At 60.7% G+C, this 19,607-nt stretch carries 19 protein-coding genes and 1 pseudogene; 6 read left to right on the forward strand and 14 right to left on the reverse strand.

Translation table 11 applies throughout. The features are described from left to right. Positions 1-159: 159 nt before the first annotated feature. The gene (locus N037_RS18600; RefSeq protein ID WP_032642712.1) at positions 160-1,431 is read left to right on the forward strand and encodes a DUF445 domain-containing protein; all 1,272 of its coding nucleotides are present in this window, start codon (positions 160-162) and stop codon (positions 1,429-1,431) included. Here the strand turns inward: N037_RS18600 and N037_RS18605 are convergent. The 7 genes from N037_RS18605 to N037_RS18635 form a co-directional block, all read right to left on the reverse strand. Beyond that, positions 1,428-2,504, reverse strand: a complete 1,077-nt coding sequence (locus N037_RS18605) for a DUF2955 domain-containing protein (protein WP_032642714.1) — start codon at positions 2,502-2,504, stop codon at positions 1,428-1,430. The genes N037_RS18600 and N037_RS18605 overlap by 4 nt on opposite strands. Continuing rightward, complete coding sequence (locus N037_RS18610; protein ID WP_156369741.1) at positions 2,494-3,561, reverse strand: HlyD family secretion protein; 1,068 nt, start codon at positions 3,559-3,561, stop codon at positions 2,494-2,496. Before N037_RS18610 ends, N037_RS18605 begins: the two co-directional genes overlap by 11 nt. Beyond that, positions 3,558-4,028 carry a MarR family winged helix-turn-helix transcriptional regulator gene (locus tag N037_RS18615; protein WP_023334371.1) on the reverse strand — a complete coding sequence of 157 codons (471 nt, stop codon included), beginning with the start codon at positions 4,026-4,028 and terminating at the stop codon, positions 3,558-3,560. The genes N037_RS18610 and N037_RS18615 overlap by 4 nt, the downstream gene beginning before the upstream one ends. 147 nt (positions 4,029-4,175) lie before the next feature. After that, positions 4,176-4,871, reverse strand: coding sequence for an ArsR/SmtB family transcription factor (locus N037_RS18620; protein WP_032642718.1), 696 nt, complete (start codon positions 4,869-4,871; stop codon positions 4,176-4,178). Then, positions 4,846-5,241 carry an amino acid-binding protein gene (locus tag N037_RS18625; protein WP_032642720.1) on the reverse strand — a complete coding sequence of 132 codons (396 nt, stop codon included), beginning with the start codon at positions 5,239-5,241 and terminating at the stop codon, positions 4,846-4,848. The genes N037_RS18620 and N037_RS18625 overlap by 26 nt, the downstream gene beginning before the upstream one ends. After that, the gene (locus N037_RS18630) at positions 5,234-5,557 is read right to left on the reverse strand and encodes an antibiotic biosynthesis monooxygenase family protein (protein ID WP_032642722.1); all 324 of its coding nucleotides are present in this window, start codon (positions 5,555-5,557) and stop codon (positions 5,234-5,236) included. The genes N037_RS18625 and N037_RS18630 overlap by 8 nt, the downstream gene beginning before the upstream one ends. 133 nt (positions 5,558-5,690) lie before the next feature. Then, positions 5,691-6,170: a carboxymuconolactone decarboxylase family protein gene (locus tag N037_RS18635; protein ID WP_023334367.1), complete on the reverse strand. Its 480-nt coding sequence runs from the start codon at positions 6,168-6,170 to the stop codon at positions 5,691-5,693. A 101-nt stretch (positions 6,171-6,271) separates the two neighbouring features. On the opposite strand from N037_RS18635, the gene pdxR reads away from it, so the two are divergent. Together pdxR and N037_RS18645 are read left to right on the forward strand one after the other, a co-directional pair. Continuing rightward, complete coding sequence (gene pdxR, locus N037_RS18640) at positions 6,272-7,660, forward strand: MocR-like pyridoxine biosynthesis transcription factor PdxR (protein ID WP_032642724.1); 1,389 nt, start codon at positions 6,272-6,274, stop codon at positions 7,658-7,660. Positions 7,661-7,741: 81 nt separating this feature from the next. After that, on the forward strand, positions 7,742-7,996 hold the full coding sequence (locus N037_RS18645) for a DUF4282 domain-containing protein (protein ID WP_023334365.1): 255 nt from the start codon (positions 7,742-7,744) through the stop codon (positions 7,994-7,996). 94 nt (positions 7,997-8,090) lie between these two features. Here N037_RS18645 and N037_RS24330 read toward each other — a convergent pair whose 3' ends face one another. Then, entirely contained in the window at positions 8,091-8,252 is a 162-nt protein-coding gene (locus N037_RS24330) for a DUF1127 domain-containing protein (protein WP_032642726.1), read from the reverse strand. Positions 8,253-8,428: 176 nt separating this feature from the next. On the opposite strand from N037_RS24330, the gene N037_RS18650 reads away from it, so the two are divergent. Continuing rightward, positions 8,429-9,844, forward strand: coding sequence for an aminotransferase-like domain-containing protein (locus N037_RS18650; protein WP_023334363.1), 1,416 nt, complete (start codon positions 8,429-8,431; stop codon positions 9,842-9,844). 91 nt (positions 9,845-9,935) lie between these two features. Here N037_RS18650 and N037_RS18655 read toward each other — a convergent pair whose 3' ends face one another. Continuing rightward, entirely contained in the window at positions 9,936-11,057 is a 1,122-nt protein-coding gene (locus N037_RS18655; RefSeq protein WP_032642728.1) for a ribosomal protein uL16 3-hydroxylase, read from the reverse strand. A 142-nt stretch (positions 11,058-11,199) separates the two neighbouring features. Further along, a pseudogene (locus tag N037_RS18660) lies at positions 11,200-11,808 on the reverse strand (ATP-dependent Clp protease proteolytic subunit); the annotation flags it as partial. Positions 11,809-11,890: 82 nt separating this feature from the next. Here N037_RS18660 and N037_RS18665 point away from each other — a divergent pair. Both N037_RS18665 and N037_RS18670 read left to right on the forward strand, forming a co-directional pair. Further along, positions 11,891-12,277, forward strand: a complete 387-nt coding sequence (locus N037_RS18665) for a VOC family protein (protein WP_032642731.1) — start codon at positions 11,891-11,893, stop codon at positions 12,275-12,277. A gap of 185 nt (positions 12,278-12,462) precedes the next feature. Further along, positions 12,463-13,062, forward strand: a complete 600-nt coding sequence (locus tag N037_RS18670) for a response regulator transcription factor (RefSeq protein ID WP_032642732.1) — start codon at positions 12,463-12,465, stop codon at positions 13,060-13,062. 21 nt (positions 13,063-13,083) lie between these two features. On the opposite strand, the gene N037_RS18675 is transcribed toward N037_RS18670, so the two are convergent. The 4 genes from N037_RS18675 to N037_RS18690 are packed head-to-tail and all read right to left on the reverse strand — an operon-like array spanning position 13,084 to position 19,555. Next, the gene (locus N037_RS18675) at positions 13,084-18,666 is read right to left on the reverse strand and encodes an ATP-binding protein (RefSeq protein ID WP_032642734.1); all 5,583 of its coding nucleotides are present in this window, start codon (positions 18,664-18,666) and stop codon (positions 13,084-13,086) included. 9 nt (positions 18,667-18,675) lie between these two features. Continuing rightward, on the reverse strand, positions 18,676-19,056 hold the full coding sequence (locus N037_RS18680) for a response regulator transcription factor (RefSeq protein ID WP_023334359.1): 381 nt from the start codon (positions 19,054-19,056) through the stop codon (positions 18,676-18,678). A gap of 23 nt (positions 19,057-19,079) precedes the next feature. After that, a complete protein-coding gene (locus N037_RS18685; protein WP_023334358.1) occupies positions 19,080-19,340 on the reverse strand; it encodes a XapX domain-containing protein in 261 nt (86 codons plus the stop codon). Next, positions 19,337-19,555 carry a DUF1427 family protein gene (locus N037_RS18690; protein ID WP_023334357.1) on the reverse strand — a complete coding sequence of 73 codons (219 nt, stop codon included), beginning with the start codon at positions 19,553-19,555 and terminating at the stop codon, positions 19,337-19,339. The genes N037_RS18685 and N037_RS18690 overlap by 4 nt, the downstream gene beginning before the upstream one ends. Positions 19,556-19,607 lie beyond the last annotated feature (52 nt).

Genomic DNA, 19,607 nt, shown 5'->3' on the forward strand with positions numbered 1-19,607 from the left:
GTCGAGAATAAATAAGCACAAAAATATAGAAAAATGAATAATAGATAACTTTGATATATATATTTTTAATATAATAGCCGTTTGTTTGCACAGAGGCTGCGTCTCCCTCCTCTTACACCAGCTTTGCACTTTTGGTGCACAACCCTCTATCCTTAACCCATGGAAAAACATACCGAACTCAAACGCGCCAAGCTTCTGGCGCTGTCGCTGCTGCTGGTTGCCGCCGCGGCGTTTATCACCACCCTGCTCCTGCCGCAGACCTTCTGGGTGCGCGGCGTAAAGGCCATTGCCGAGGCGGCGATGGTCGGTGCGCTGGCGGACTGGTTTGCCGTGGTTGCGCTGTTCCGCCGGGTTCCCATTCCGTTTATCTCGCGCCATACGGCGATTATCCCGCGCAATAAGGACCGAATCGGCGACAATCTCGGCCAGTTCGTGCAGGAGAAGTTTCTGGATACCCAGTCGCTGGTGGCACTAATCCGCCGCTATGAGCCCGCGCAGATGATCGGAACCTGGTTCAGCCAGCCCGACAATGCCCAGCGCGTCGGGCAGCATTTGATTCAGGTGATGAGCGGTTTTCTGGAACTCACGGACGACGGGCGCATTCAGCGATTGCTCAAACGGGCGGTACACAAGGCGATTGATAAGGTCGATTTCACCGAAACCAGCGCCGTGATGCTGGAGAGCATGACCAAAAACAACCGCCACCAGGTGCTGCTGGACGCCATCATCAACCGCCTGATTACCCTGATTCAGCGGGAAAGCACGCGGGAGTTTATCTCCGATCAGATTGTCCACTGGCTGAAGACCGAACATCCGCGCAAAGCGATGGTGCTGCCCACCGAGTGGCTGGGCGATCAAAGCGCAGAGATGGTGTCGAACGCGGTGAACACGCTGCTGGACGATATCAGCCACGACCGCACGCACCAGATCCGCCAGGCGTTCGACCGCGCCACGCTGAAGCTTATCGACAACCTGAAAAACGATCCGGAGATGGCGGCGAAAGCCGACAACATCAAGCACTATCTGAAAAACGATGAGGCGTTTAACCGCTATCTGGGCGAGATGTGGGCTGACCTGCGCCAGTGGCTGAAGGCGGATATGCAGAGTGAAGACTCGCGGGTGAAGCAACGCATCGCCAACGCCGGGCTGTGGTTTGGCGAAACGCTAACAAACGACGCCAGCCTGCGGGCGTCGCTGAACGAGCATCTGGAGCAGGCCGCGCACCGCCTCGCGCCGGATTTCGCCGCGTTTCTGACCCGCCACATCAGCGACACGGTCAAAAGCTGGGACGCCAAAGACATGTCCCGCCAGATTGAGCTTAACATCGGTAAAGACCTGCAGTTCATCCGCGTCAACGGCACGCTGGTGGGCGGGACGATTGGCCTGATACTGTTTTTACTCTCGCAGCTGCCTGCCGTGCTGGGACATTAATCTGCTTTAAGTGGCGCGATGACGTAGCGCGTCGCCTCAAAGCGGTTGAGGATCAGGTGCACCAGGAAGACCATCGTCAGCGTTGCGACCAGCGAAAAGGTGACGGAGGTGATGCGATAGAGATCGCTGAACACCAGGTCAGTGTCCGGGTGCATGTTCTGCCCGAACATAATGCCGATGGTGGTGATGCTGGAGAACCCCACGCCCGCGCCCACCTTCTCCATCACGTGGAGTCGCGCGCCAAACGCCAGCCCGAGGCCAATCAGGGGCATCATCAATAGCATATGGCTGCTGTGATCGTAGAGGATCAGCTGCACCACCAGAATATAGAGGCAGCCCAGCACCACGCCGACCACGCGCCAGATAGAGCTCATCACCGAACCGCGGTAGTGCATCGGGAACAGGATCAAAATCCCCGCCATCAGCGCCGAAAGCGAATCGCTTAAGTCGCTAATCTGAAACACCACGAATATCAGCGTCGCGACGGTGCCGGAGAGCAGCGATTCGTGGCGCACGCGCGCATCGTCTTTCTCAATCAGCGGCGGCGGCTTGCGGGGTTCCACGTCAGGCAGGAGATAGTTCATCAGCGCGCTCAGGCACACCGCCATCACGCTCGCTTCGATGTTGGAAAACAGCAGCGTGTGCCAGCTGGTGGTGGGGTAGCTCATAAAGTTGAGCATCACGCTCTGGCATACCACGCCCATTGAGCCAAACAGGAACAGCGGCCCCTTGCTCATAAAGCGAAAGCGCATCACGTACAGGGCAAACACCACCAGCGTCATAATGACCGGCCATTGCGACAGATAGCCGATGATGAAGATCATTTCGACGCAGTTTAGCGCGGCGCTGAAGATAAACTGCTTCGCCACGTGGCGGTTAAAGACCGGCACCAGCGACAGCAGCATGATCGGATAGACCACGAAAAACACGCCGTAGCTGGTGTTGTAGAAGCTGGAGATGCTGAGCGCAATCATCCCGGCAAAGACGATGCGCAGGGTCTGGCGAAAGTCGTTTGCCGTATAGACGATGTTGCCGTGCGGGGTAAACACCCGCGCCAGGGTGCTAATAGACATAATGCAGCAGGCTCACCAGGTGGATCTGCATCCCGGAGAAAAAGCGCGCAAACGGCCCCTCGCTGTTGTAGAGCTGCACGGTCGCGCGCGCGCCGGTCGGCAGATGCTTCGGCAGCGCCTCGTCCAGCGCGACGTGAATGCGCATGCGTTGGGCGTCACGCACCCAGCGGTTGGAGGTCTCCGGTTCGGAGAGTTGACCGTTCACGGCCTCCTGACCCGCCAGTATCCCCGCGTCACTGCTGGTCACGTGGGCGCGGAAAACGTGCCCCGGGAAGGCGTCGAACACCACGGCGGCGTCGGTGCCCTGATGGGTGTGACGCAGGCTCTTCTCGCGGAAATCGGCCACGATATCGGTCTGGTTGTTCACCAGCGCCAGCGCGGCGGAACCCGAGGAGGCGTAAAAGCCCGGGCTTAACTGCAGGTTACTGACCGTGCCGTCCGCCTGGGCGTAGACCTTCGTCCAGCCGAGGTTGAGTTCCGCGTCATCCAGCGCGTTGCGGTATTTTTGCAGCGTCACGTTGCGGTGCTCGTCCCGCTCGCCGCGCTGAATGCGCAGGTTATGGATGTTGGCCTGGATGGAGCTGACGGACTGCTCGCTGCTCTGCCAGGTGGTGCGGACCTTATCCAGATCCGCCTGCGAGACGTTCTGCAGGGTGCTCAGCTTCAGGTAGCGGTCGAAAGTCACTTTGTCGTTACGCGCGGTCAGCACGGCGGTTTTCAGGCTGGCCTGCGCGGCGGCGATCTGCGCGTCCAGCTGTTCGTTGGACAGGCGGGCCTGCTCAAGCGCGATTTGCGCCGCTTCCACCTTATTGCGAAACGGCGTGTCGTCGAGCTCAAACAGCAGATCGCCTTTCTTCACCTGGCTGTTGTTGTGGACGTGTACCGCCGCCACATAGCCGGAGACGCGCGGAGAAACCGGCGTCACCACGCGCATCACGGTGGAGTCCGGCGTCAGCGGGATCCAGATATCCGCAACGATAAAGTAGACAAACATCAGCAGGAAAGAGGCAATACTCACCCTTACCCAGCGGGCAAACTTTTGTTCAGGAGTCATTATTTTTCGGTCTTGTTATCTTCTTCGCGGATTGTCCGCAAATTGCAGGCGATTTGATTCAACGTGGCGCTGAAAATCTCGATATGTTCCGGCGCGATGTTTTGCGATACGCGCGCCTGATAGGTCTCAATCACCTGAGTGAGCCGTTTTAATATGGCTTTTCCCTCAGGCGTCAGCGTCAGAAGCCGGATGCGCTTGTCATAAGGCGATACGGCGCGCAGCAGGTAACCCTGCTTTTCCAGCTGTGTCAGGGTGCGCATCAGCGGCGGCAGTTCAATACCCTGCACCTCCGCCAGCTCACTCATGGAGACGTTATCCCCGAGCTGATGCAGCTGCATCATCACCGTCCAGCTCGACTGGGTTAACCCGGTATCGAGAATGGCATCGTCAATGACGGCACGCCACTGGCGCACGATCATCGCCATCCGCATACCCATCGGCCTGCGGCAGAACAGTTCTTCTTCACTCATGGGGGAACCTCTCGAAACACGCAGCCACGATAATAGTTATCAGGGTAAGTATCAAGAAACGAGAGGTAAAAGCGCAGGAATTGCGAAAGGCGTTATGGGAGGCGATTTACACGTAGGCCCGGTAAGCGCAGCGCCACCGGGCTTTTTTTAACTGCTAAAAAGTCTCTGAACGGCACTTTTCCCCGAAGCCGTCATCACCACCTCCCTGTACCCCGCCACGCGCTGGATCCACCCTTTGCTTTCCAGATAAATCAACAGCGCCGCGCCCGCCTCACCGCCAAGATGAAACCGCCGCTCGCTCCAGTCCAGGCAGGCGCAGCAGGCCTTCCGGCGCGGATGAGCGCTTAACGGAATACCGAGCGCCTGGAACTGCTCCCGGCCATAGAGTGTCAACGCTGAACCGTCTGCCTCCAGCCAGCCTTCCGCCTGCATAAAATCATAGATTTGGACCGCAACCGTTCCGGCAAGATGGTCGTAGCAGGTTCGCGCTTCGCGCATGGCTTTCGGCGCGGTGGTTTCCGGCGGGGTGATGCGGCTCCAGGAGAGCCCCATCATCTGCTCGACCAGCGACGCCACGTCGTGCCCCGCCAGGCGATAGTAGCGATGCCGTCCCTGAGACAGGCAGGTGATCAGCTTTCCCTCCACCAGCCGGACGAGATGCCCGCTGGCGGTCGACGGCGCAACGTCTGCCGCCGCGCTCAGCTCTGTAGCCGTCCACGCCCGCCCGTCCATCATGGCACAGAGCATCTTCACGCGCGACGGATCGGCCATCGCCGCCGCTACCGCCGCAACGGCCTGTTCCAGCGCCGCGCTGTTATCAGGGGGTAAGCTCGTTTTTAACATGTGTCGCCCAGGGTTCGGTGATCTCTGCAGCCAGCTTATCATCATCCGTCAACAGAATTAGGTGATTCGCGTGGTCGCTGTACTGGGTAAGGATAGACACGCCGCGTGCCGCCAGCGCCGCCGCGATTTCACCCAGCTCGCCGGGGCGCTCCTGCCTGAGTTTCCGGATCACCGGCTTACGCAACGCCTGCACGGTAAACCCGGCGTCGACCAGCACGCGCCGCGCTTTTTCCCCGTCTTCCACCAGAAAATGGGCATCGGTACCAAATACGCCGCCGCCCTCCAGCCCCACGCCGTTGCGCCCCAGCAGCTGTCCAAAGCGCGCCAGCTCGCCGGGCCTGTCGCTAAAAATCACATGAACGTCATACATGTGCGTGTCCTCCGGTTTCGGAACTGTATTCCCGCACCAGCTGCGCCACCCGAATACGGTAGAAAGAAAAAATCGACTCCCGCCCTTCGGCCTGCGCCGCCTGATGGAAGACGTTCTGCTTCCAGCGTCGGACGGCCTCTTCATCCTGCCACCAGGAAAGGGACAGGATTTTGCCGTCGGTTGTCAGGCTCTGGAACCGTTCGATATCAATAAAGCCGTCGACGTCGGACAGCAAAGGCTTAAGCTCTGCGGCAAGCTGAAGATAGCGCGCCTGATGTGCAGGCGCGGCTTTAGCTTCGAAAATGACTGCAATCATGATGGTCTCTCCGTGGTGATGTTGGGGAGAGAATGCAGGATAGAAAAGCACAATGCTTCGGCAAGGAGCGAAGTGTTGCGCCGGATGGCGTAGGCCCGGTAAGCGCAGCGCCACCGGGCAGGCGAGCGCAGAATTATTCCAGGTTAGCCTTATTCAGCCCATAAGCCGCGTCAAGCGAGCCGGGTTCCATGCGGGAGGTGATCCCCAGACGGTTCCAGGCGTTGATCGCCACGATGGCGAAGTTCAGCTCTGAAATCTCCACGTCCGAGAAGTGCTCCGCCACGCTGCGATACAGCGCGTCGCTCACGCCGTGAACGCCAATCTGGGTCAGCGCTTCGGTGAAGGCCAGCGCGGCTTTCTCGCGGGCGCTGAACAGCGGGGATTCGCGCCAGGCCGCCAGATGGTACAGGCGCAGCTCGCGCTCGCCGGCGATTTTGGCCTCTTTCGAGTGCATATCCAGACAGAAAGTACAGCCGTTCAGCTGCGACACGCGAATGTCGATCAGGTGCTTCAGCGCCGGGTCGATGGAGGTTTTTGCCACTTCCATGCTCAGGGCGGACAGGGCGTTGGCGAGGGCAGGTGTAACTTTATGGTGGTTGACGCGAGTGCTCATGGTCTTTCCTCTTTTTGTGCGGCATATGTCATGCGATGAGGCAAATCTACGCCGTTCATGACATAGTAAAAAGATACAAAACGCGTGAAACTAGGTAGGACATGAAGCCGGGCTATCACGAGATTTATTCCCGCTATCGCGACAACATCACGCGCGGCGTGCTGAAGCCGGGCGATAAGGTGCCTGCCATCCGCGTGCTGGCGGAAGAGCTGAAGGTGGCGCGTAAAACCGTCGAAACGGCGTACGCCATTCTGACGGGTGAAGGGTATCTGGTGAGCCAGGGCGCGCGCGGCACGCGGGTGAACCCGGATTTACTGTTGCCGGATAACAGTGCCCCTGCGGAACAGCCCACCGGCACGCTTCCGGCATCGCTCATCAGCCAGCGCGAGCGGGCGGGGTTTCTGCGCCCCGGCATCCCGGCCCTCGACAGCTTCCCGTATAAAAAATGGCTGCTGCTGGCGGGCCAGGCGACGCGCGCCATGCGTCAGGAGGAGATGCTCAACCCGCCGGTGCTGGGCTGGTATCCGCTGCGCCAGGCGATCGCCAGCTATCTGAACATCTCGCGCGGGCTCTCCTGCACCGCCGAGCAGGTGCTGATCACCAGCGGCTACAGCGGCAGCCTGCGGCTGATCCTCGACACGCTTGCCAGCCGCAGCGACAAGGTGGTGTTTGAGGATCCGGGCTATTTTATGGGCCAGCAGCTGCTCAAGCGGATCGTGCCGCGCCTGCACACGGTGCCGGTCGATCGCTGCGGTATCGACACGGACTACCTGCTCCGTCACCATCGCGACGCCCGTTTCGCCATCGTGACCCCGTCGCACCAGAGCCCGCTGGCGGTCACGCTCTCCCTGCCACGCAAGCAGCAGCTGCTCGACTGGGCCAGCCAGAACGCGGCGTGGATTATTGAAGACGATTACGACGGCGAGTTTCACTACACCCGCAAGGTGCTGCCATCGCTAAAAAGCCTCGACCAGCACGACCGGGTGATTTTTATGGGGACCTTCAGTAAAACCATCATGCCGTCGCTGCGCATGGGCTACGTGGTGATGCCCGCCAGCACAGTTGGGGCCTTTACCGACTGCGCGGACATTACCACCAGCGGCCAGCCGGTGCTGACGCAAAAGATCCTCACCGCGTTTCTCAACGAAGGGCATTTTTTCCGTCATCTGAAGAAGATGCGCGCCCTGTATCAGACCCGCCGCGACTGGATGATTGCCGCCCTGCGCGAGGTGTATGGCGATCTGTTTTTCACCGAGCAAAACGACGGCGGGATGCATGTTGTGGCGTTTCTGACCAGAGGAAGCGGTGACCGGGAAGTGGCGCGCTGCTGGCAGGAACAGCAGCTGCAGGTGAATGCGCTTTCGGAGTGGTATCGCGGGTCGGGCAAACGCTACGGGCTGGTGATGGGCTATAACAACGTGCGGTCGTATGAAGAGGCGGTTGAGCTGCTGGAAAGGCCGAAATGTCAGACGTTTGAAATATTACTCTGAAATCAGATATCTGCCCAATTAGCACCGATTTAAAATATCGATATAATCTGATGGCTTTTTTACATTTCTAAGGAAAAGAAAATGAAATCAATTTTGGGATTTGATTATTTATTAACACCACGCGTGCTGGTCTTATTTTACTGGATCGCCATGCTGCTTATTTTTGCAGGCGGTGTGTATACCATGTTCAGCGACCATCTCATCACCGGCTTTATCGGTACGGTATGCAGCCTGGTCGGATGCCGCGTGATGTTCGAACTGATTATGGTTGCGTTCAAGAACAACGAATATTTGCGCCGCATCGCTGAAAACACGTCGATAAAATCTGCCGAATAATCCGCTTGTTATATGCCGGGTGACGGCTTCGCCTTACCCGGCCTACTCGATCCCGTAGGCCCGGTAAGCGAAGCGCCACCGGGCGATAAATGCCTCACACATCATGCCGCGACAACCCAACGTCCTTGAGCTGCTCGTCGCTCATCTGGCTCAGGATGCGGCGGGTACGGTTGATGCGATACCAGTTGCAGATCGTTTTGCCGATCCAGACAAACACGACGAACGGACGTTTTGAACGGTTCTCATAGAATTCCATGATGCTCTCCTCACTGTACCAGTGGGGTTATCATCCTGGAAATCGGCCTGTACAATACAGATGCAAAAACACCTTTTGTTTAACATACAGATCCGCTAAAACAGTATCTGCATGCCATTTTTTACGGCAATCTGTACTGGTTTTACAATCTGTATGGTGAAAACAAAGGATACAGCATGACGCGCTATCAACATCTCGCCAACCTACTGGCAGAACGCATTGAACAAGGGCTGTATCGCAGCGGCGAACGTCTGCCGTCGGTACGCACGCTGAGCCAGGAGCACGGCGTGAGTATCAGCACCATACAGCAGGCCTATCAGATCCTCGAAAACCTCCAGCTGATCACCCCTCAGCCGCGCTCCGGCTATTTTGTTTCGCAGCGCAAAGCCCAGCCGCCCGTCCCGGCCATGACGCGCCCGGTGCAGCGCCCCGTGGACGTCACCCAGTGGGATGAGGTGATGATGCTGCTGGATGCCCGCGCCGACAAAGAGATGATCTCCTTTGGCGGCGGCTCGCCGGATATCAACCAGCCAAGCCTGAAGCCCCTGTGGCGCGAGATGAGCCGAATCGCGCAGCATAACCCGAGCGAGATGCTGAGCTATGACGTGCTCGACGGGCGCCTGGAGCTGCGCGAGCAGATCGCCCGCCTGATGCTGGACGGCGGCTCGACCGTGGCAGCGAACGAGATTGTCATCACCAACGGCTGCCACGGCGCGCTGTCGATCGCCCTGCTCTCGGTGTGCAAGCCGGGGGACATCGTGGCGGTGGAGTCGCCGTCGTTTCACGGCACCATGCAGATGCTGCGCGGGTTTGACATCAAGGCGATTGAAATCCCTACCGATCCCGAGACCGGAATCAGCATCGAGGCGTTAGAGCTGGCGCTGGAGCAGTGGCCGATCAAGGCGGTGATCCTGGTACCCAACTGCAATAACCCGCTCGGGTTTATCATGCCCGAAGCGCGGAAAAAGCAGGTTTTAGCCTTAGCCCAGCGGCACGATATCGTGATCGTGGAGGATGACATTTACGGCGAGCTGGCGGCGGAGTACCCGCGCCCGCGTACCATTCACTCGATGGATATCGACGGCCGCGTGATCCTCTGCAGCTCGTTTACCAAAACCGTGGCGCCGGGCCTGCGCGTCGGCTGGATTGTGCCGGGGCGCTATTACGACCGGGTGATGCACATGAAATACGCCGCGGGCGGGTTTAACGTGCCGGGCACGCAGATGGCGGTGGCGGCGTTTATTCGCGACGGCCATTACCATCGCCACGTGCGCCGTATGCGTCAGATTTATCAGCAGAATATGGAAACCTACACCTGCTGGGTGCGGCAGTATTTTCCGGCCGAGATTTGCGTCACGCGCCCGCAGGGCAGCTTCCTGCTGTGGATTGAGCTGCCGGAGAAGGTCGACATGGTGTGCGTCAGCAAGCAGCTGTGTCGGCTGAAGATCCAGGCCGCGGCCGGGTCGCTGTTTTCCGCCTCCGGGAAGTACCGCAACTGTCTGCGGATCAACGTGGCGCTGCCGCCGACGGAGAAGAATCGCGAGGCGTTGAAGAAGATGGGAGAGGCGATTGTGATTGCGATGGAGGAGTAGTGTTTTGCCGGGTGGCGGCTTCGCCTTACCCGGCCTACGTTCTTGCCGTTGTAGGCCCGGTAAGCGCAGCGCCACCGGGCAACAGGCCGCACTACTCGTCGAAGTACCAGTACCCCTGGTTAATCAGCCCGGTGAGCTCTTCAACAAACGCCGGGTTGTTCAGCGCATCGCCCAGCTCGGCCTGGCCGAGTTCGGTGTCGCGGCACAGCGCATCCGCCGCCTTCGCGTCTACCGTCTCCAGCTGTTCGCTGTTGATGAAGAAGCTGCCGTTGACGTTCAGCACGCGCAGGCCACTCAGGCGAGACAGCGTTTCGCCGCCCTGCAGCGCGTCCAGCACCTCTTCCGGCGCATACGGCGGCTCGGCGGCGGCGATATCCAGCTCGTGGCGCGGCGTGGAGACAAAGCTGCCGAACCATTTTGTGAAATCTTCCGGCTTGCCGATCATGTCGATCATCATCTGGCGAATGCGATCCAGCTCGTACTGCTCCACGCGGCCCGGGTGTTCGCGACAGGTCAGATCCGGATCGCTGTAATGCTCGCCGCCCAGATCGTTTTCCAGCGCGTAATCGGCGAAGCTGCTGATCAGATCGCGACCGTTCGGCCCGCGGAATCCGACGGAATAGTTGAGCGCCGTCTCATGGGTAAAGCCGTCGTGCGGGAATCCAGGCGGGATGTAGAGGATATCGCCCGGGGCCAGATCTTCGTCGATGATCGGCTCAAACGGATCGACATGCAGCAGCGCCGGATGTGGGCAGAACTGACGCATCGGCAGCTTGTCGCCCACGCGCCAGCGGCGGCTGCCCATCCCCTGAATGATAAACACGTCGTACTGATCGATATGCGGGCCCACGCCGCCGCCCGGCACGGAGAAGGAGATCATCAGGTCATCCAGACGCCAGTCCGGCAGGACGCGGAATGGACGCACCAGCTCCGCGGCGGGCATGTGCCAGTGGTTCACCGCCTGCGCCAGTAGCGACCAGCCGGTTTCGCCCAGATCGTCAAAGTGCTCAAAGGGACCATTGCTGGCCTGCCATTTGCCGTTGAAATGGCTCACCAGACGGCTATCGACTTCCGGCTCCATCGCCAGCCCTGCCAGCTCGTCCGGGGTAATCGGGTCGACAAAATTCGGGAAGGCATTTTTCAGCACTACGGGTTGTTTTTGCCAGTATTTCTCAAGAAATTCCGGCCAGTTCAGGTTCAGTTGATACGCCATAGGTAGCACCAGTGAGAGGGGAAACAGGCGCGATTATGGAAGAGAGCAAGCGTGAGCGCTTTGTCGTGGGTCAAGCGAGGGTAAAAAGCGTGTAGGTCGGGTAAGGCAAAGCCGCCACCCGACACAAACACGCCGCGAAAACTTAATCCAGCTTCAGCTCGTCATAATGGGTAATCAGTTTACCCACGATGCCGTAGTCTAGCGCTTCTGCCGGAGACATCCAGAAGTTGCGATCGGTGTCTTTTTTCACTTTTTCCAGCGGCTGGCCGGTGGCGTCGGCGATCAGCTTGTTCACGCGATCCAGCATGCGGATGATCTCGCGCGCTTCGATCTCAATATCCGTTGCCTGACCGCGCACGCCGCCCAGCGGCTGGTGGATCATAAAGCGGGTGTTCGGCAGCGAGTAGCGGTGCTCTTTTTTCGCCGCCAGGAAGATGGTGATCCCGGCGCTCGCCACCCAGCCGGTGCCGATGACGTGCACTTCCGGGCGGATGAATTTGATGAAGTCGTGGATGGTATCGCCCGCTTCCACGTGGCCGCCCTGGCTGTTGATGTACAGCTTGATCGGATCGTTGCTCACGCTTTGCAGCAGGATCATCTGGGTAATGACCTTCTGCGCCAGCTCCTGGTTGATCTCACCGGAGATCACAATCGAACGGGACTCCAGCAGTTTTTGCTGCAGAGCGCCCGCGCCGTTCGACCCTTCCGCTTTATCCTTGTCGCTTTCTTTCAGTGTGTAGTGCATTGTCTTTTCCTCAGCTTGTCGCGCTCAAAACCAGAGTGTAGCCTGTTTTACCGGTGAAAGTCCTCACCGACAAATAACGAGGGAGCTTATGCATATTGCCCATGTTGCACTCTGGACCCGCAGCCTGAACGCCCAGGTTCAGTTCTGGGAAACGGTTTTTAATGGCCGCAGCAACGAACGCTACGTCAGTAAAAACCGTCCCGGCTTCGAATCACACTTTATTACGCTGGATAACGGGCCGACCATCGAGCTGATGACGCTGCCGGAGCTGCCCGACGCCCCTGCGCACCCGGAGTTTATCGGCTGGGCGCATATCGCCATCAACGTCGGCAGCAGGGCGCAGGTCGACACCATGGCCGAGCGGGCGCAGGCAACCGGCACGCTGCTCAGCGCCCCGCGCATGACCGGGGACGGCTTCTATGAAGCGGTAATTGCGGACCCGGACGGCAACCGCATCGAGCTTGTGGGTGCATAAAATCAGCGTTTCGTTGCTTAGCCGCCCCGGTCACGTATCGCTATACTTCATCTTCATACGGTTATCATATTGTTAAATGATAATAATAGTTAATGTGTTAAGATGAAAGTCAGCATAAACAGTCTCTTACGTAAGCGTCGGGACTGTTTGCATCCTCGACATGTCAATCAGCACCGGGGCGGTGAATGGAACACATTGTGTATGTGGTAGATGACGATGACGCAGTCAGGCAGTCCGTGATCGGGCTGCTGGATTCGGCGGATCTGAACGCCGTCGGCTTTTCATCGGCAGAAGCGTTTCTTCAACACCGCTTTGAGGATCTGCCGTCGTGCGTGGTCCTCGATATGCAAATGCCCGCCATCTCGGGCTTTGAGGTGGCTGACGCCCTCAAGGACAGCGGGCGCGAGATCCCGATTATTTTCCTCACTGGCCACGGCACCATCCCGATGTCGGTGCGCGCCATTAAGGGCGGCGCGTACGAATTTCTCACCAAGCCCGTCGAATCCACCGCGCTTATCGACGCCATCGAGTCCGCGCTTCAGCTGGCGGAACACAACGCCGTGCGCAATAAAGAGCACTACGCCCTGAAGCAGCGCCATCTGTCCCTCACCCCCCGCGAACACGAGGTGCTGACGCTGGCGATCAGCGGCATGCTGAACAAGCAGATTGCCGCCGAGCTGGGCGTTAGCGAGATCACGGTGAAGGTGCACCGCCGCCGCGTGATGGAGAAAATGCAGGTGCGCTCCGTGGCGGAGCTGGTCAGGGCCGTTGAGCGCCTGACCTAAAGCCTGCCCGCGGAGTAACCTTTACCCTTCCTGCGCCGCCTGCGGCAGCGCAAACGCAAACACCGTGCCGTACGGCTCCCGGCGGCGCGCGCTCAGCTTCCCGCAGTGGCGCTCGATGATGCTGGCGCTGATGGTCAGCCCCATCCCCATCCCCTGCGCCTTGGTGGAGTAGAACGAATCAAAAATCTGCTCCAGCCGCTCGGGCTCAATGCCGCTCCCGGTATCGGCGATCTCGACGATCACTCTCCCGTCCGCGTTGGCGGTGCTGAGGGTAATGGTGCTGGCGCGATCCTTCACCTCGGCCATCGCCTCTACCGCATTCATCACCAGATTGAGCAGCACCTGCTGGATCTGCACGCTATCGCCGGTGATAAAGCTCTCCTGCGCCCTTAACAGATAATCAACGCTAATGTGTCGCTGCTCCAGCTCGCTGCGCGAAAGCGTGATGATATGGTGGATCAGGTAGTGCATGTCGATGCGCGAGAAGGTGGGATCCTGCTTGCGCGTCAGGGACTGGATGCTGCGAATGATCTCCCCCGCCCGCGCGCCTTCCGCGGCGATCTCCTCCAGCCCTTCCCGCACTTTGTCCAGCCGGGCGGGCTCGCGGTTGAGCCAGCGCAGGCTCGCCCCGGCGTTCGAGACGATCGACATCAGCGGCTGGTTGATCTCGTGGGCGATGGAGGAGGTCAGCTGCCCGACGGTGGTAGCCCGGGAGACCCGCGCAAGATCCGCCTGCGCGACCCGCATGGCATCCTCCGCGGCGCGCTGGCTGGTGATATCGGTGATGATGCCGTAATACTCGTTCACCTCGCTGCCCACGCCCACCGGATCGCCAATCCCGAGTATGTAGCGCGTTGCGCCGTCGGTACGCTTCACCCGAAACTCCGCGCGCATGGAGAGCCCGTCGCGCACGCTCCGGGTGACGATGGCGCTGATGCGGGCGTAATCGTCCTCATGAACGAAGGTTAAAAACTCCGCCATGGAGATCATCTTTTGCCGCTCGGGCAGGCCGAGAATGCGGGCGTACTCTTCCGAGACAAACATCAGATCCTGCTCCAGCTCCCAGCGCCAGCTGCCGGTGTGGCTGATCTGCTCGCCGAGCATCAGCGAGGTCTGGCTGGATCGCAGCTCTTTCTCCACCCGTCGGCGCTGGATGTTCTCCGCCAGCAGCTCGGCGTACAGCCGCGCCGTCTCCAGGGATACCGCGGCCTGCGCGCCCAGCAGGCTCACCACGCGCGAGTGCTCGGCGGTGAAGACCTCCGGCATCAGACGGTTTTCCAGGTACAGCACGCCCACCAGCCGCGCCTGTTTGAACATCGGGACGCACATGACCGCCGCCCCGGAGGTCACCAGATAGGGGTCCTGACTGAAGGGATGGAACTCCTCCGGCCTGCCGGTGCGGATCTCCTGCCCGGTGCGGATCACCGCCGCCAGCACCGACAGCGGCAGGTCGGTCGCCGTCGGCACGTCTTTCAGGATCCGCACCCGCACGCCCTCGGTGCTGGTCCAGGCGCTGGCCTCGATCTCCGGAATGAGGCTCTCGCTCACGCGAAGCAGCAGGCCGCGCTGCGCCCCGGCGCGTTCGAGCAGGATGGTCATCAGGTTTTCGATTAAGCGCTCCAGGTTGATCTCTTCCGACAGCGCGCGGGAGGCTTTGATCACGCTCTGCAGATCGCGGATGGTCTCGTTCTGGGCGAACGCCACCGTGTCGTAGGCGCTGGCCTGCCCCGAGGCCAGCAGGTGCGGGAAATCCTGCTCCAGCTGGCGGATTTTGGCCTGCGCCCCCGCGCGGCCCCAGGCGGCGATGGCCCCGCGGAAGTGCGCGTCAGAGGCGGTCGGGTAGCCGCAGGCCAGCGAAAAGCGCCCAGCCAGCTCGTGGGCCAGGGCGTTGATCGGGTTAAACCCGCCCTCGCGGGAGAGCCGGACCGCCTTCTCATACTGCTCCAGCGCGATGCTGTTCATCCCGTCCAGACGCACGATTTCGGCGTAGATCAGCGCCTCTTTATCCGCGAACGTGCCGGGATTAACGCGCGCCCAGAGGGCGATTTTGTCGTAGTGGGCGTGAATGCTGCGGCGGTGATTCGCCGAGAAGGTCTCCGGCGTTAGCTGACGTGACAGCGCCAGAGCGCTGTAAAGATGGTAATCCAGCAGATGGATGTGCCCCGGCGCAGACCACGCGTACCAGCCCGCCATCTCAAGATCCGCCTGCGCATCGGCATATTCGCCGCAGGTAAAGTGCGCCATGCCGCGATACAGCCAGTACCAGAACAGCATGGTGGCGTTCTTCTCCGGCGCCTGCTCCGGCGACGCGGGAAGCAGCGCCTCCGGCAGCACCTGCGCCGCGGTCCAGGTGCCGATGACCGGCGTGCGCAGGAACTCAACGTAGCCGCGCTGAACCATCAAAATAGTTTCCACGTCCTGGAAGTGGGTTTTACGCACGAACGCCAGGCCGCGATCGATGCTGGTCAGCACCCCGTCCAGATGATCGCCCCGCGAGAGGAAGTTAATCACCTGGTGGCAGGCCGCAAAGCAGGCCATCGTCATATCCCCGTGGGTCACCGCCGAGGTGAAGCAGGCCTTCGCGCACTCGATGGTAAACGATAAAGGCTGGGTCCAGACGCTGAGCTGGTCGAGCGGCAGCAGGGTTTTGGCTTCGAAGGCATCGTAGCCGTGGCGATTGACCAGCTCGCGGGCCAGGGTGCCGTACTGGAACCCGAGGCGGTACTCGGCGTAGCGGTGGCCCATCAGCACGCCAAACCAGGCCATCGCCGTGGTGGACGCGCCGGTGATGCCGTGGTCGAGGGTCAGGTGCATCATGCGGCAGAGCAGCAAAAAGTGCAGGCGCGGGCAGATGAAGCTGGCGCAAATGCTGGCGCTGTAGAGCAGGTTCATCACCGCTTCGGTTTCCGGGTTATCCATCCGCGACAGCTGGGCAAACAGGTTTTGCGGCGCGTCGGCCGTGCGGTTGCAAAACAGCGCCCAGGCCTCGTCGCAGTCGGCATCTTCCGGATAGCGGCTAATCTGGATCCCGAAAATCCCCAGCCAGCAGAGCGCCGCCTCCAGCGCCAGACGGCTATCCGACTGGCGAATGTAGACTTCCACCAGCAGGTTGGCCGCCAGCGCCTTTTCGGTCAGCCCGCCGGGGCAGCCGAGAATGGCATCACACAGCTCGCGAGTGCGCTCCAGATGCCCCAGCGCAAACTCGCAGCCCGCCTCTTCGATATCGAGCATAAAGTCTGACACCGTCCCGGCATTGCCCAGCGCTCTGGCGGTCTGGATATAGCCGAGCGCCGAAAGGTAATCTCCCGAACGCTTCGCGCGTCGCGCGGCCAGCAGGCTCAGCTCGCGGAACATCTGGCGCTGCGGCGCGGGCTGGATGCTGTCCAGCGCGGCCGTGACGTGGTGAACGGCGCGGAACAGCAGCTCGTTCCCCGCCGCCTGACGCGCGGCGTCGGCCAGCAGGCTGGCGGTGGTCAGGTGAATATGGCTTTTCTCATGCCGATCCAGCAGCGCAAAGGCCGCCTCCTGCACCCGGTCGTGGGTGAAGGCGTACTTTTTTTCCGTCAGCACGATGAGCTGGGCCATCACCGCCGGGTGTAGCGCATAGCGCATTTCCGCCATCGACAGGCCAACCACGCGGCAGATCATCTCCATCTCGCCCGTGCCGCCGAGGCAGGCGATGCTGCCCAGCAGGCGGCGCGTCTCGTCGGGCTGCTCTTCGAGCTGCTCCAGCACCAGAGTGACGACGTTTTCGGTGTAATGCCTGGCGCGGATCGCCTGCAGATCGTAGTGCCACTTGTCCTGATATTTGTTGTGCACCACCAGGCCGTCATCGACGATGCGGCGGAAAAACTCATGCACAAAGAGCGGGTTGCCGCCCGTCTTCTCGTGGATCAGCGTGGCGAGGTCGGTCGTCGTCGCGCTGCGGGTGCGAAATACCGTCGCCAGCCAGCGCGCCACCGCTTTGACGGAGAGCGCCTGCGGGACAATCTCGCTCGCGTTTTGCGCCGCCTCCGGCAGGCCTGCCAGCAGCGCCTGCAGGGCGGCGTCGGACACGGAACCGATATCCCGGTGGGCCGCGACCACCAGCAGCGGAACAGCGCCGCAGTTCATCAGCAGATATTTGAGCGTATGCAGGCTGGCGGCGTCGCTCCACTGGAGATCGTCGAGCACCAGCACCAGCGGACAGCCCTGCGAGGCAAAGGTTTTTACCAGCGCCAGCACCATATGGCTAAAACGCGCCCGGGCATCAATGGAAAACGTATCCGCCGAGAAGCGCGGCTTGCTCTCCAGCAGCAGGCCCAGCTCGGGCACCAGGCTGACGGCCAGCGCCTCGTGCCCCTCCAGGGCGCGAGACAGGCGGATTTTCCACTTCGCCACGTCGTCTGCGGGCAGCCCCAGCAGGTGCAGCGTCAGGGTGCGGAACGCGGAGCTTAATACGCCGTAGGGCAGCGACGGTGAAAACTGATCGACTTTGCCCACCGCCAGCAGCACCGTACGCTGCTGCAGCGTTTTGAGCGCCGTCGCGATGATCGAGGATTTGCCGATCCCCGACGGCCCGCCGATCGTCACCAGCTCCGGCACCAGGCTCTGCCCCACCCGCTCAAACGCGGCAATGACGTCGTTCGCCTGCGGATGCGTCGCGAACAGGGAGTCCGCCAGATGGATCGCCGGGGTGCGGTCCTGCTGGCCGGGCGTAAAGGCGACGATCTCGCCCTCGCAGGTCAGCGTTGCCTGGCAGCGGCGGAGGTCGGCAATCAGCCCGTCTACCGTCTGGTAGCGGTTATCGGGGTGCTTTTCCAGCAGCTTCAGGATGATGGTCGACAGCATTCCCGGCACGTCCGGGCGGATCGCGTCCGGGGCCAGCGGCGCGGAGGCAATATGGTAGTGCGCCCAGTTGTCCCGATCGTCCTCACCCAGCTCAAACGGCAGGCGTCCGGTCAGGAGTTCATACAGCACCATCCCGAGGCTGTAGAGATCGCTGCGGCCGTCGACGGGGCGCCGGGTGCGGGTGGTGTGCTCCGGCGACATATACGCGGGCGTACCGCCTGAAACGGCAAGCCGGGTCTGGGTGACGGCATCGGAGAGGCTGCTGGAAAGGCCAAAGCTGCCCAGACGGCAGGTGGCATCGTGATGAACAAAAATAGTGCCGGGCTTGATATCGCCGTGGATCAGGTTTTGCAGGTGCATCTGGCGCAGGGGAGCGCAGATCTGGATCGCCATCTCGATAAAGCGCGTGATGCCCGAGATCGCCCTGCCCGCGCGCCGCGCCAGCAGCTCAAACGCAAACGGCGCATATACCAGCGCGAAGCGCCCCCGGTACTGGGTGGAGGCAACGGCGCGGATGGCCCAGCTGTCCTGCAGCGCGTCGCGCAGCGCAAACTCGTTTTTGAGCAGCCGCGTGGCCCGCTCTTCCTCTTCGTCGCTCACCGCGGTGGCGATAATGAACGAGCCGCCGGAATGAGGATGCCGCGCGTGCATCCAGGCGATACCGCCCTCCTGCGCCAGCACGGTAAAAATTACATCCTCTTTAAGGACAAAAACCCGCCCCTGGTGAAGATTCCCCGGGGCGGGCCAGAATGCAGGCTGCTCGTGTTCGTTCATCCGCGATCCTTATTGTCGGCGGGCCATCTCCCGCTGAATATGATCCAGCAGAATATCGATGTTAATAGGCTTACGCAAAAATGCAGCGGCGCCCAGATCAAGAGCGTACCGCTGCATATTTTCATCAGCATGACCGGAGATAAAGAGCACGGGCGGAGGCGGTACGGCCAGCAGCCGCAGCTTGTCAAACAGCTCCAGGCCGCTCATGCCCCGCAGCTTGATATCGGTGATGACCAGCGCCGCGCCGGACAGGGCGAACGGATGGCTCAGAAATACTTCTGCCGAATCAAACGTATCGGTCGAATACCCTTCCGACTCCAGGAGATTACTCAGCCCGCTGCGGACGGAACGTTCGTCATCAATGATGGCAATGCGCCACGGCAGCGTCATGCTCTCTTTCCTCTCACAAATCATTAAACGTCGCGATCGTCCTTCGCGGGCGCAGGAGGCGCCGTGCCGCTGATTTTCGGCACGCATTCGTGACGAAACCAGGCGAGGGTAAGCGGTTCGCGACTCAGTAAACGCCGTCCCACCGGGATGAGCTGTTCGCCCACCAGCATGCCAAACAGGCCAAGCAGGGCGACAACCGGCGGTGCCGGGGAATGGACGTCGAGCAGGGCGTAAATTACCCCAGCAGCCACGCCGCACACCAGCGAAATTATCCATGCTTTCATGACGACGCTCCCGTCTGCGATGTCGCCTGCGGAACGGTCACCTGAGGCGGCGCGGCGTCGCGGGATAACAGATGGCGCGTCGCCTGTTCACCCGCCAGCATCCCCAGCAGGCCAATCAGCGCCAGCGCGGGCGGCGCGGGGGAGCGCACCTTCAGCACGGCATACATCAGGCCAATCAATACGCCTGCCGCAAGGGATATCAGCCCAGTACTCATTGTGAACTCCAGAGAAAGAGGCAGCGGCGAGCCGGATGAGGGACCAGCCCGC

The organism is Enterobacter sp. EGD-HP1 (assembly GCF_000733275.2).
Classification (GTDB): Bacteria; Pseudomonadota; Gammaproteobacteria; order Enterobacterales; family Enterobacteriaceae; genus Enterobacter.